This is a genomic window from Nocardioides fonticola, assembly GCF_039536805.1.
Taxonomy (GTDB): domain Bacteria; phylum Actinomycetota; class Actinomycetes; order Propionibacteriales; family Nocardioidaceae; genus Nocardioides; species Nocardioides fonticola.
In genome coordinates this window covers 34,827-46,606 of sequence record NZ_BAAAZH010000024.1, presented here as the reverse complement: position 1 = coordinate 46,606, position 11,780 = coordinate 34,827, and the positions used below count along the sequence as shown (strand labels likewise).

The 11,780-nt window shown below is 70.9% G+C and carries 12 protein-coding genes; 9 read left to right on the top strand and 3 right to left on the bottom strand.

What is annotated here, in order from left to right; translation table 11 throughout:
* Positions 1 to 6: 6 nt before the first annotated feature.
* The gene (locus ABD671_RS15365; protein ID WP_344734302.1) at positions 7 to 831 is read left to right on the top strand and encodes a DUF1295 domain-containing protein; all 825 of its coding nucleotides are present in this window, start codon (positions 7 to 9) and stop codon (positions 829 to 831) included.
* A gap of 10 nt (positions 832 to 841) precedes the next feature.
* Entirely contained in the window at positions 842 to 1,633 is a 792-nt protein-coding gene (locus tag ABD671_RS15360; RefSeq protein ID WP_344734301.1) for a tyrosine-protein phosphatase, read from the top strand.
* An 83-nt stretch (positions 1,634 to 1,716) separates the two neighbouring features.
* Here the strand turns inward: ABD671_RS15360 and ABD671_RS15355 are convergent, their stop codons facing one another.
* The 3 genes from ABD671_RS15355 to ABD671_RS15345 are packed head-to-tail and all read right to left on the bottom strand — an operon-like array spanning position 1,717 to position 5,352.
* On the bottom strand, positions 1,717 to 2,751 hold the full coding sequence (locus ABD671_RS15355) for a YihY/virulence factor BrkB family protein (protein WP_344734300.1): 1,035 nt from the start codon (positions 2,749 to 2,751) through the stop codon (positions 1,717 to 1,719).
* Positions 2,752 to 2,794: 43 nt separating this feature from the next.
* Entirely contained in the window at positions 2,795 to 4,825 is a 2,031-nt protein-coding gene (locus ABD671_RS15350) for an oxidoreductase (RefSeq protein ID WP_344734299.1), read from the bottom strand.
* Entirely contained in the window at positions 4,822 to 5,352 is a 531-nt protein-coding gene (locus ABD671_RS15345; RefSeq protein ID WP_344734298.1) for a PadR family transcriptional regulator, read from the bottom strand. The genes ABD671_RS15350 and ABD671_RS15345 overlap by 4 nt, the downstream gene beginning before the upstream one ends.
* Before the next feature lie 132 nt (positions 5,353 to 5,484).
* Between ABD671_RS15345 and ABD671_RS15340 the strand changes: the two genes are divergently transcribed.
* The 7 genes from ABD671_RS15340 (at position 5,485) to ABD671_RS15310 (ending at position 11,780) form a co-directional block, all read left to right on the top strand.
* Positions 5,485 to 6,411: an ABC transporter substrate-binding protein gene (locus ABD671_RS15340; protein WP_344734297.1), complete on the top strand. Its 927-nt coding sequence runs from the start codon at positions 5,485 to 5,487 to the stop codon at positions 6,409 to 6,411.
* Complete coding sequence (locus ABD671_RS15335) at positions 6,408 to 7,286, top strand: amino acid ABC transporter permease (protein WP_344734296.1); 879 nt, start codon at positions 6,408 to 6,410, stop codon at positions 7,284 to 7,286. Before ABD671_RS15340 ends, ABD671_RS15335 begins: the two co-directional genes overlap by 4 nt.
* An 8-nt stretch (positions 7,287 to 7,294) precedes the next feature.
* Positions 7,295 to 8,041, top strand: coding sequence for an amino acid ABC transporter ATP-binding protein (locus tag ABD671_RS15330; protein ID WP_344734295.1), 747 nt, complete (start codon positions 7,295 to 7,297; stop codon positions 8,039 to 8,041).
* 169 nt (positions 8,042 to 8,210) lie between these two features.
* Positions 8,211 to 9,368, top strand: coding sequence for a CaiB/BaiF CoA transferase family protein (locus tag ABD671_RS15325; protein WP_344734294.1), 1,158 nt, complete (start codon positions 8,211 to 8,213; stop codon positions 9,366 to 9,368).
* 126 nt (positions 9,369 to 9,494) lie between these two features.
* Positions 9,495 to 9,923: a pyridoxamine 5'-phosphate oxidase family protein gene (locus ABD671_RS15320; RefSeq protein ID WP_344734293.1), complete on the top strand. Its 429-nt coding sequence runs from the start codon at positions 9,495 to 9,497 to the stop codon at positions 9,921 to 9,923.
* A 53-nt stretch (positions 9,924 to 9,976) separates the two neighbouring features.
* Positions 9,977 to 11,425 carry a flavin-containing monooxygenase gene (locus ABD671_RS15315; RefSeq protein WP_344734292.1) on the top strand — a complete coding sequence of 483 codons (1,449 nt, stop codon included), beginning with the start codon at positions 9,977 to 9,979 and terminating at the stop codon, positions 11,423 to 11,425.
* A gap of 160 nt (positions 11,426 to 11,585) precedes the next feature.
* Positions 11,586 to 11,780: a CsbD family protein gene (locus ABD671_RS15310; protein ID WP_344734291.1), complete on the top strand. Its 195-nt coding sequence runs from the start codon at positions 11,586 to 11,588 to the stop codon at positions 11,778 to 11,780.

Genomic DNA, 11,780 nt, shown 5'->3' with positions numbered 1-11,780 from the left:
TGCTCGATGAGTTCGTTCCTGGTCGCCTCCGGCGTCGCCCTCCTGACGGCGGCGCTGGTGATGACCCTCGCGGCGTTGCGCGCCCGGCAGCTCGGCCGGGTAGCTGTGGTCGACGTCGCGTGGGGCCTGGGCTTCGTCGCGGTCGCCGTCGTCATGACGGCAGTGGGGACCGCGTCGGAGGGAAACGGGCCCCGGCGGTGGGTGGTGCTGGCGATGGTCGGTGCGTGGGGCCTGCGCCTCGCCTGGCACATCCGCCGCCGGGCGCTCGGAGACCACCAGGGCAAGGAGGACCCGCGCTACGAGGAGCTGCTCGGCGGTCCGTTGTCCCAGGTCGGCATGGGTGTCGCAGTCCGCAAGGTGTTCCTCGTGCAGGGGTTCGCCGTCTGGTTCATCTCGATCCCGCTCCAGGTCGCCGCCGTCTCCGACGTCGCCTCCTGGGCCGTCGTCGTCCTGGGCATCGCCGTGTGGCTGCTCGGCTGGATCTTCGAGACCGTCGGCGACGCCCAGCTCGCCGCGTACAAGGCCGACCCCGACCGGGGCCCGGTCATGGACCGCGGTCTGTGGGCGTGGACCCGCCACCCCAACTACTTCGGTGACGCCTGCATCTGGTGGGGCCTGTTCCTGGCCGGCGCCGCGGCGTCCGGCTGGTGGGGGCTGCTCGCGGTCGTCAGCCCGCTCGCGATGACCTACTTCCTGCTCTTCGCCACCGGTGCGCGGTTGCTCGAGCGCACGATGATGAAGCGGCCGGGGTACCCGGAGTACGCCGCGCGCACCTCGATGTTCTTCCCGTTGCCGCCTCGTCGATCGGGAGCCGTACCCGCCTCTCGCTAGGGTCGACACCGTGAGCCCTCCCCCGGTCGATCCCGCCGAGACCCAGGATCTTCGCACCGAGATGCTGCGACTCTCCTCGGCCGACAACTTCCGCGACGTGGCCGGCGACGGCTACCTCACCGAGGACGGCGTCCGGCTGCTCACCGGCGTCCTCTTCCGCAGCAACGAGCTCCAGCTCTCCCACGGCGACGCCGCCACGGTGGCCGGCCTGGGTGTGACCGACGTGTTCGACCTGCGCGAGTCGATCGAGGTCGAGGCGCACCCCGACATCGAGGTGCCCGGCTCGCGGTGGCACCACGTTCCGGTCGAGGGCATCCCGATGACCGAGGTCGCCGACCTGCCCAGCCTCGAGGCGGCGCTGGACACGATGCACCGCGTCTATCGCGGGTTCGTCGAACTCGCCGGCGCCCGGGCCGCCTTCGCCGAGCTGTTCCGCTCGATCGCGGCGTCCAGCACCCCGCAGCTCTTCCACTGCACGGCCGGCAAGGACCGCACCGGCTGGGCTGCCGCCGTCCTGCTGCGCCTGTGCGGGGTGCCGGAGGCGACCGTGCACGCCGACTACCTGCTCACCAACGAGGTCGACGGCACCCGGCACAAGTACCTCGGACTCATCCGCGAGCACCTCGGCGAGGACAAGGTCGCCGTCTACGAGGCCGTCATGGTCGCCGACCTCGCCTATCTCGCCGAGGCCGACGCCGCCGTCGCCGAGCACCACGGATCGCTGGAGGCCTACGTCCGCGACGGCCTCGGCCTCTCGGATGCGGAGATCGCGGCGCTGGTCGGTCGGCTCCGGCCGGCCTGATCGGGCGCCGGAGGCTTGTCACGCGCAGGTGCACATCTCTAGGCACCCCTTGTCAGGGTCACTCAGAGGTGCGTAACCCCGCGTTACAAGCCGGCGGGCCCCTCGGCCCGCACCGGCGGCTCGGCGATCGGCTCCTGAACGGCGGGGAGGTCGTCGAAGGTGACCTCGACGTTCTCGAAGCCCTTGTGGCGCTGGGCGCGGGCGTAGCTGGTGTAGGCGCGGCGGTCGGCCTCGGTGAGATCGACGTTGTCGGTGAACGGCGTCAGCAGGGCGCGGGGCCACAGCCGCCGGGCGAGGACGACGTTGAGCTCCATGCCGAGCACGCCCATGACGGCCGCGATGTAGATGATGCCGATGAGTCCGAGCACCAGTCCGAAGGTGCCGTTCATCTTCGAGGTCTCGGCGAGGATGCGGGTGGCGTAGAGCGTGCCGACGTACTGGAGCCCCTGCCACATGAGCGCGACGGCGAGCGCGCCGGGAGCGGCCGCTCCCACGCGGTGCGCACGGGCGGCGGCGAGACGGAACAGCACGGTGAGCACGAGCCACAGGAGCGCCACCGTGGCGATCCGGATCAGCCAGCGGATGCTCTCATCGACGTCGCGACCGAACACCTGGGTGTTCGAGGCGATCGCGGAGAGCACCGAGATGACCAGCACCGCGACGCCCGCCGACATCAGCAGCAGCAGGCTGCGCAGGCGCAGCATGATCGGGTTGGGCCGGCTGTTGCGGGGCACCGACCATGAGACGTTCATGGCGTTCTGGAGCGCCTGGCCCAGGCCGAGGGAGCCGTACAGCGCGGCCAGTCCACCGGCGATCGCGGCGCCGTAGGAGCCCTGGAGCCCCTCGGGCCGACCGAGCTGGTCGCCGACGATGGGGAACTGCGCGAGTGCGGAGTTCAACAGCTCCTTCTGGAGCTGCTCCTGGCCCTGGAGCACGAAGCCGAGGATGCTCGTGCTGAGCAGCAGCAGCGGGAAGATCGCGACGAACGCGTAGTAGGTGATGATCGCGGCCAGGTAGCTGCCCTGATCGTCGGTGAACTTGTAGATCACCGCGATCGGCATCCCCAGCACGGGATGCCGACGCTGGAACCGGTCGGCACCGTCCAGCACGCGTCCCACGGGGAGAACGGTACCGGGCGGACCGACCGGTCCGGCGATTCCGCTACAGCCCCGCGGCCACCCGCGTGCCCTGCTCGATCGCCCGCTTGGCGTCGAGCTCCGCGGCGAGGTCGGCGCCGCCGATCAGGTGCAGGCGCGGGGCGTCGGCGCGGCCCGCGACGAGGTCGGTGAGCTCGTCGTAGAGGCCGCGCACCGACTCCTGGCCGGCGCACAGGACGACGTGGTCGACGTCGAGCACGTGGGCGACGCCGTCCTTCGTGTAGTGCAGGCCGGCGTCGTCGATGCGGTCGTAGGTGACGCCGGCGACCTGGGTGACGCCCGACTGCTGGAGCACCAGCCGGTGCGCCCAGCCGGAGGTCTTGCCGAGGTCCTTGCCGATCATCGAGGTCTTGCGCTGCAGCAGCGTCACCTCCCGAGCGGGCGTGCGCGGCTTGACGGTGGTGAGCCCGGCCCGGTCGATGGCGGGGTCGCCGACGCCCCAGTGCGCCATCCACTCGCCGAGGTCCTCCTCGGTGTGGGTCAGCCACACCGAGACGTCGACGCCGATGCCGCCGGCTCCGATGACCGCGACCCGGCGTCCGGGAACGACCCGGCCGGAGAGGACGTCGGCGTAGCTGACGGCCTTCGGGTGCTCGACGCCGGGGATCGCCGGGATGCGCGGGGTGACACCGGTGGCGACGACGACCTCGTCGAAGCCCAGCAGCTCGGACGCCGTCGCGCGGGTGGAGAGCCGCAGGTCGACGCCGAGCACCTCCATGCGGCGTCCGAAGTAGCGCAGCGTCTCGGCGAACTCCTCCTTGCCCGGCACGGCCATCGCGAGGCGGAACTGGCCGCCGATGACGTCGTCGGCCTCGAAGACGGTGACGGCGTGGCCGCACTCGGCGGCGCTGACCGCGGTGGCCAGACCGGCGGGTCCGGCGCCCACGACCGCCACCCGGCGGCGCCGACGCGTCGGGGCGAGGACGAGCGAGAGCTCGCGGCCGGCGCGTGGATTCACCAGGCAGGAGACCTTCTTGCCACCGAAGGCGTGGTCGAGGCAGGCCTGGTTGCAGGCGATGCAGGTGTTGATCTCGTCGGCGCGGCCGGCCGCGGCCTTGGCGACGAACTCGGGGTCGGCCAGCAGCGGGCGGGCCATCGAGACGAGGTCGGCCTCGCCGGTGGCGAGGATGTCCTCGGCGAGCTCGGGGGTGTTGATGCGGTTCGACGCGCACACCGGCACGCCCACCTCGGCCTTGAGGCGCGCGGTCAGCGAACGCCAGGCGCCGCGCGGGACCTGGGTGATGATCGTGGGGACCCGCGCCTCGTGCCAGCCGATGCCGGTGTTGAACACGGTGACCCCGGCGTCCTCGAGGAGGTGGGCGAGCTCGACGGTCTCCTCCCACGTCTGGCCGTCCTCGACGAGGTCGAGCAGCGAGATGCGGTAGATGACGGGGAAGTCGGCGGACACGAGCTCGCGGGTGCGGCGCACGATCTCGACCGGGAACCGCATGCGCTTGGCGGCGGTGCCGCCCCACGCGTCGGTGCGGTCGTTGGTGCGGGCGGCCACCATCTGGTTGATGAGGTAGCCCTCCGAGCCCATGATCTCCACCGCGTCGTACCCGGCCTTGCGGGCCAGCGCGACCGACTCGGCGAAGGCGGTGGCCGTGGCGTCGACCTCGCGCGAGCTCATCGCCCGCGGCTTGAACGGCGTGATCGGCGACTGCTTCGCCGAGGCGCCGACGCTGAGCGGGTGGTAGGCGTAGCGGCCCGCGTGCAGCACCTGGAGGGCGATCGCGCCGCCTTCGGCGTGGACGGCGTCGGTGGTGTCGCGGTGCCGCGCGGCGTGCAGCCGGTTGCGCATCTCGGCGCCGAAGGGCAGCAGCCAGCCGCGCTTCGTCGGCGCGTGGCCGCCGGTGATCATGAGGCCGACGCCGCCGCGCGCCCGCTCGGCGAAGTAGGCCTGGGCCTTCGGCCGGTCCCACGGGTGGTCGTCGAAGCCGGTGTGCATGGAGCCCATGACCGCGCGGTTGCGCAGCGTCAGGCCGCCGATCGTCAGCGGTGCGAGCAGGTGCGGGTAGGTGGTGCTCTCGGTCATGCGTGGGCCTCCAGGTATTCGCTGAGCCAGGCGACCCAGGCCTCCTCCATGAGGATGCCGCCGCGGAGCACGAGGTACTGGTCGCGCTCGAGGCCGGTGAGGGTCGACGGGTCGGGGTAGTCGCGGGACATGAGGTGGCGGAAGTGCGCCAGACGGGTCTGGTGGTCGGCGAGGACGTCGCGGACGACGTCGAGCACCGCGGCGCGCTCCCCGAAGCTCGCGCCGCGCAGCTTCACGGCGAGATCGGAGCGCAGGGGGTGGATCTCGGTGGGTTCGCCGAGCCAGTCGGCGAGCACGCGGCGTCCGGCAGGGGACACCTCGTAGACCTTCTTGTCGGGCTTGCCGTGCTGGGGCACCGTGCTGGCCTCGAGCCAGCCGTCGGCGTCCATGCGGGCGAGGGTGCGGTAGATCTGCTGGTGGGTCGCGCTCCAGAAGAACCCGATGGAGCGACTGAACCGCTTGGCCAGTTCCAGCCCCGACGCCGGCTGCTCGGAGAGCGCGACGAGGAGGGCGTGGTCGAGCGGCATGGCGGCAGCGTGGCACGGCTATGCAACTAGTTGCAAGAGGTCGGGGGTCGACGTGAGCGGCGTCACCGATCAGCGGTGCTCCGCATGGACGGCGCCTGCCAGGGGGCTGGTGTCCGCCCCTACGATGCAGCCATGTCGCACCTTCGGACCCGCACGCTCCGGCTCACCCGTTCGGCTCTCATCCCGGCCGTCGCCGTCCTCGCCATCGCGACGGCGTGCGCGCCCGAGGCCGACACCGCCAGCGACGCCGGCGCCTCCCCGACCGCCTCCACCGGCGAGGACGACGGGACGGCGTCCGCCGACCCGGCCGCCTGCGCGGCCTCGGCCGACCTGAAGAAGCCGGGCGTGCTGACGATCGGCACCGACAGCCCGGCCTACGAGCCGTGGTTCGTCGACGACGACCCCACCAACGGCAAGGGCTACGAGTCGGCCGTCGCCTACGCGGTCGCCGACAAGCTGGGCTTCAGCGCCGACCAGGTCGAGTGGACCACCGTGCGCTTCAACACCTCCTACGCGCCGGGGGCGAAGAAGTTCGATTTCGACATCAACCAGATCTCGATCACCCCGCAGCGTGCCGAGAAGGTCGACTTCTCCAGCGGCTACTACTCCGCCGCGCAGGCCGTGATCGCGCTCAAGGACGGCCCGGCGGCCAGCGTCACCACCGTCGACGGTCTGAAGGGCCTCAAGCTCGGCGCCCAGACCGGCACCACCTCGCTGACCGCGATCCGCGACGTCATCGCACCCGACCAGGACCCCGCGGTGTTCCAGGACACCAACGCCGCCAAGCAGGCGCTGCTCAACGGCCAGGTCGACGCGATCCTCGCCGACCTGCCCACCGCCTTCTACATCACCGCGGTGGAGATCCCGAAGGCCTCGATCATCGGGCAGTTCCAGCCCGAGACCGGTCAGCAGGAGGAGTTCGGCCTGCTGCTGCAGAAGAACAGCACCCTGACCCCCTGCGTCGACGCCGCGCTCGCCGAGCTCACCTCCGACGGCACCCTCGCCGAGCTGCAGCAGAAGTGGCTCTCCGACGTCGTCAGCGTTCCCGTGCTGCAGTGAGCGCCGACCCCGCGATGTCCGCCGCGGCGGACGGGTGGACGCCGTCCGCCCGCGAGCTGGAGCGGCGCGCGGTCATCCGCGGTCAGCGGCGCCGTGCGCTGCTGATCTCCAGCACGGCGGTCGTCGTCGTGTTCGGCGCGCTGGCCTTCGGCGTCACCGCGAGTCCCGGCTGGGACCGCGTGCGTGAGCTGTTCTTCGACGGCGGCGACGTGCGTGCCACCGTCGGCCCGATCCTCAGCCACTTCTGGCTCAACGTGCGCCTGTTCGTGGTCTGCGAGATCGCCATCCTGCTCGTCGGGCTGCTCGTGGCGATCACGCGGGTCTCGACCGCCCCGGTGCTGGCGCCGCTGCGCATCGTCGCGGTGCTCTACACCGACCTCTTCCGCGGCATCCCCACCGTGCTGCTGGTGCTGCTGCTCGGCTTCGGCATCCCGGGCCTGCAGCTCCAGGGCGTCACCAACTCGGCGATCGTGTGGGCCGGCGTCGCGCTCGTGCTCTCCTACGGCGCCTACGTCGCCGAAGTGTTCCGCTCGGGCATCGACTCCATCCACCCCTCGCAGCTGGCCTCGGCCGACGCGCTCGGGCTCTCGCGGTCGCAGGCGCTGCGCTTCGTCGTCATCCCGCAGGCGGTGCGCCGCGTCGTCCCGCCCCTGCTCAACGACTTCATCTCGCTGCAGAAGGACACCGCACTGGTCTCCGTGCTCGGCATCTTCGACGCCGTCTTCTACGCCCAGGACTACGGCAACTACAACTTCACCTTCACCCCGTACGTGGTGGTCGCCGCGATCTTCATCCTGCTGACGGTGCCGACAGCCCGCTTCGTCGACTGGCTCCAGGAGCGCGCGCGGCGCCGCGAATGGGCGGGCGCTCGGTGACCACCTCGATGAGCGGCCGGAGCGAACTGCTGCGCCTGGAGAACGTGCGCAAGACCTACGGCGAGCGCGTCGTGCTGGCCGATGTCGACCTGGTCGTCGGCACCGGCGACGTCGTGTGCCTCATCGGCTCCTCGGGGTCGGGCAAGTCGACGCTGCTGCGCTGCCTCAACCTGCTCGAGCCCATCGACGACGGCGTCATCGTCTTCGAGGGCCGCGAGATCTCCGATCCGCTGATCGACCCGCGCGAGGTCCGCAAGCGGATGGGCACGGTCTTCCAGGCCTACAACCTCTTCCCGCACCTCTCGGTGTTGGAGAACTGCACCCTCGCGCCGCGCCGCGTGCACGGCGTCCCGCGGGCACGGGCGGAGAAGGAGGCGCGCGAACTGCTCGGCCGCTTCGGTCTCTCCGAGCACGTCGACAAGCACCCCGACCGGCTCTCCGGCGGCCAGCAGCAGCGGGTCGCGCTCGTGCGCGCGCTATGCACCCGGCCGGTGTTGCTGCTGCTCGACGAGATCACCGCCGCCCTCGACCCCGAGCTCGTCGGCGATGTGCTGGACGCCGTCCGCGAACTCGCCGAGCAGGGCACCACGATGGTGCTGGCCACCCACGAGATGGCCTTCGCCCGCGACGTCGCCACCACGGTCTGCTTCCTCCACGAGGGTCGGATCCTGGAGTCCGGCCCGCCGGAGCGGATCTTCACCGAGCCCCGCGAGGAGCGCACGCGGACGTTCCTGCGGCGGGTGCTGGGGGCGTGAGGCGGGCCTCGTGGCGTGCAAGTTTCTTCGGTCGACCGACGAAACGATCGCTGGGACGGCGAAACTTCGCCGTCCGACTGCAAGGTTCTTCGGTTGACCGAAGAAACTTGCAGCGCCCGCCCCTCGGTCACACCACCACTGTGACAGTGGTTCTGTCAGAATCACGCCCATGACCATCGAGCTGGGACAGGGAACGGGCCCGCTGCGGGGCCTCAAGGTCGTCGAGATCGCGGGCATCGGCCCGGGGCCGCACGCGTGCATGATCCTCGCCGACCTCGGCGCCGACGTGATCCGCATCGAGCGGCCGGGCGGCCAGGCGCTGGCGGGCGGCGAGACGATGCTGCTCAACCGCGGCCGGCCGAGCGTGGCGCTCAACCTCAAGGACCCCGCGGCCGCGCAGGTCGTGCTCGAGCTCGTCAAGGACGCCGACGTGCTCGTCGAGGGCATGCGCCCCGGCGTCTGCGAGCGGCTCGGCATCGGACCCGCGGACTGCCACGCCGTCAACCCCAAGCTCGTCTACGGCCGGATGACCGGGTGGGGCCAGGAGGGCCCGCTCGCCCAGGCGGCCGGCCACGACATGAACTACATCGCCATCACCGGCGCCCTCTTCGGCCTGGGCCAGGACAAGTCCCGCCCGCACTTCCCGACCAACCTCGTCGGCGACTTCGGCGGCGGCTCGACCTACCTGGTCATCGGCATCCTGGCAGCGCTCCTCGAGGCGAAGGTCAGCGGCCAGGGCCAGGTCGTCGACGCCGCGATCGTCGACGGCACCGCGCACCTCAACGCGATGACCAACGCCTTCGCCGCCAGCGGCGGCTACCGCGAGGAGCGCGCGGCGAACCTGCTCGACGGCGGCGTGCCGTTCTACGACATCTACGAGACCTCCGACGGCAAGCACATGTCGGTGGGCGCCCTCGAGGCGCAGTTCTTCGACGCGCTCGTCACGCTCCTCGGCGTCAAGGACACCTGCCCGGGTCAGGCCGACCTCGACCGCTACGACGAGATGCGGCAGATCTTCACCGACACCTTCAAGAGCCGCACGCAGGCCGAGTGGATCGAGCTGTTCGAGGGCACCGACGCCTGCGTGGCGGGCATCGTGCCGATCAGCGAGGCCGTGCGCCACCCGCACCTGGTCGCTCGCGAGACCTTCGTCGAGCGGCACGGCATGATGCAGCCGCAGCCCGCGCCGCGCTTCTCCCGCACGACGCCGAGCATCACCACCCCGCCGAGCAAGGCTGCCGGCGAGCACACCCGCGAGGCCCTCGAGGCCTGGGGCATCGCCGACGTCGACGGCCTGCTCGAGCGCGGCATCGCCGTCCAGGCCTGAGCTGCCCGTGCCCGGGGCGGGCCTACGTCCTCCCGTCCCGGGCCGCACGGCCCTGCCCCGCGGACGCCGTCCGACCTACCGTCGAAGGACGGCGACCCGCCCGTGGCCGCGGAGAGGGGGACGGCGATGTTCACCGACGAGCTGTGGCGCGAACTGAGCCCGCAGGAGTGCTGGGAGCTGCTGGCCGAGGAGGAGCTGGGTCGGCTGGCGTACCGGCTGATCGACGAGATCTCGATCGTGCCGGTCAACTACGGCGTCGACCGCAGCACGCTGCTCTTCCGCACCGCGGAGGGCACCAAGCTGCTCGCGGTCGTGCTGGGCGGCGAGATCGCCTTCGAGGTCGACCGGATCGTCGGTGAGGAGGCGCGCAGCGTCGTGGTCCGCGGCACGGCGCGGCGCTTGGAGGAGGACGAGGCGCATCGGGCCGACCGGGTCGGCCTGCGCCCGTGGATCGGGACGCCGAAGTACGACGTCGTCGAGATCGCCCCGGTCGCGGTGACCGGCCGCGCCTTCCGGCTCTCGGCCCGGCCGGCCCACCGCATCCCGACCGGCTGAGACCTGCACGACACCCCTTGCTGAATATCTGTCAATAAGCGTACGGTGGGCGCATGCCCACCACCGCGCCCGAGCATGTCGACGTGCTCATCGTCGGTGCCGGACTCTCCGGCATCGGAGCTGCCTGCCAGCTGAAGACCGCCCACCCCGAGCGCACGCTCGCCCTGCTCGAGGCCCGCGAGGCCAGCGGCGGCACGTGGGACCTCTTCCGCTACCCCGGGATCCGTTCGGACTCCGACATGTTCACCTTCGGCTACCGCTGGCGCCCGTGGCCCAGCCACACCTCGCTGGCCGACGGCGCGCTGATCCTCGACTACCTGCGCACGGTCGCCACCGAGTACGGCGTCGACCAGCTCATCCACTACCGGCACAAGGTCGTCGCGGCCGAGTGGGACACCGCCTCCGCGCGCTGGACCGTCACCGTCGACGTCGACGGCGAGCAGCGCGAGATCACCTGCAACTTCCTGTGGGGCACCACGGGCTACTACGACTACGACGAGGGCCACCGCCCGCAGTTCCCGGGCGAGGAGACCTTCGAGGGTCAGATCATCCACCCGCAGTTCTGGCCCGAGGACCTCGACTACACGGGCAAGAAGGTCGTCGTCATCGGCTCGGGCGCCACGGCGATCACCCTGCTGCCCTCGATGGCCGGCACCGCCGGGCACATCACCATGCTGCAGCGCACGCCCACCTACATCCTCCCGCAGCCGGGCGAGGACGAGCTCTCCAAGCGCCTGGACTTCCTGCCGTTCTCGGCGAAGTACCCCATCGTGCGCTGGGCCAACGTGCTGCGCCTGGTCGCCAGCTACCAGCTGGCCCGCCGCTTCCCCGACCAGGCGAAGGGCTTCGTGCGCAAGTTCACCGAGCGCCAGCTGCCCGAGGGCGTCTCCTACGACGAGCACTTCCAGCCGCCGTACAACCCGTGGGACCAGCGCCTGTGCGTCGTGCCGAACTCCGACCTCTTCCGCGCCCTGCGCGCCGGGACGGCGTCGGTGGCCACCGGCCGCATCAAGACCTTCGACGCCACCGGCATCCAGCTCGAGAGCGGCGAGCACCTCGACGCCGACATCATCGTGACGGCCACCGGCCTGAAGCTGAAGCTGTTCGGCGGCATCGAGATCACCATCGACGGCGAGAAGCTCGACGCGGCGAACACCATGGCCTACAAGGCGCTGATGCTCAGCGGCGTGCCGAACTTCGCCTACACGATCGGCTACACCAACGCCTCCTGGACCCTCAAGGCCGACCTGGTGGCCGAGTACGTCAACCGCCTGCTGACCTACATGGACGAGCACGGCAAGAAGGTCGTCGTGCCGGTCAAGGACGAGACGGTCGGGGAGCGCCCGTTCATGGACCTCGCGTCGGGCTACATCCAGCGGGCGCTCGACGGCCTGCCCAAGCAGGGTGACCGGGCGCCGTGGATGCTCAAGCAGAACTACCTCAGCGACATCCGCACGATCCGCCGCGACAAGATCGACGACGGCGTCCTGCAGTTCTCCTGACGCCGCAACTCCCGATGCGGGGGTGGCGGTTCCATTCCCGATCCGGCGATCGGATCGGTGTGGAACTCCCCACGTGGGCAGACCACCCCTTGGAGGTGTGAGCGGGGCGGTGCGGCGGGCAGTCTCGAAGATGTCCGATCCGCACCAAGGAGGTACGACGATGAGCTTCGCTGACAAGATCTCGAACAAGGCCGAGGACCTCGCCGGCAAGGGCAAGGAGGCCGTCGGTCAGGCGACCGGCGACGAGCAGCTCCAGGCCGAGGGCAAGGCCGACCAGGCCAAGGCCTCGATCAAGGACGGCTTCGAGAAGGTCAAGGACGCCGTGTCCGACATCAAGGACGGCCTCACGAAGTGA

What these genes read in the sequence shown, in the direction of transcription:
- ABD671_RS15365 (WP_344734302.1), top strand. Translation starts at nt 7, where the DNA reads ATGAGTTCGTTCCTGGTCGCCTCCGGCGTCGCCCTCCTGACGGCGGCG.
- ABD671_RS15350 (WP_344734299.1), bottom strand. Translation starts at nt 4,825, where the DNA reads ATGACCGAGAGCACCACCTACCCGCACCTGCTCGCACCGCTGACGATC.
- ABD671_RS15345 (WP_344734298.1), bottom strand. Translation starts at nt 5,352, where the DNA reads ATGCCGCTCGACCACGCCCTCCTCGTCGCGCTCTCCGAGCAGCCGGCG.
- ABD671_RS15340 (WP_344734297.1), top strand. Translation starts at nt 5,485, where the DNA reads ATGTCGCACCTTCGGACCCGCACGCTCCGGCTCACCCGTTCGGCTCTC.
- ABD671_RS15330 (WP_344734295.1), top strand. Translation starts at nt 7,295, where the DNA reads ATGAGCGGCCGGAGCGAACTGCTGCGCCTGGAGAACGTGCGCAAGACC.
- ABD671_RS15325 (WP_344734294.1), top strand. Translation starts at nt 8,211, where the DNA reads ATGACCATCGAGCTGGGACAGGGAACGGGCCCGCTGCGGGGCCTCAAG.
- ABD671_RS15320 (WP_344734293.1), top strand. Translation starts at nt 9,495, where the DNA reads ATGTTCACCGACGAGCTGTGGCGCGAACTGAGCCCGCAGGAGTGCTGG.
- ABD671_RS15315 (WP_344734292.1), top strand. Translation starts at nt 9,977, where the DNA reads ATGCCCACCACCGCGCCCGAGCATGTCGACGTGCTCATCGTCGGTGCC.
- ABD671_RS15310 (WP_344734291.1), top strand. Translation starts at nt 11,586, where the DNA reads ATGAGCTTCGCTGACAAGATCTCGAACAAGGCCGAGGACCTCGCCGGC.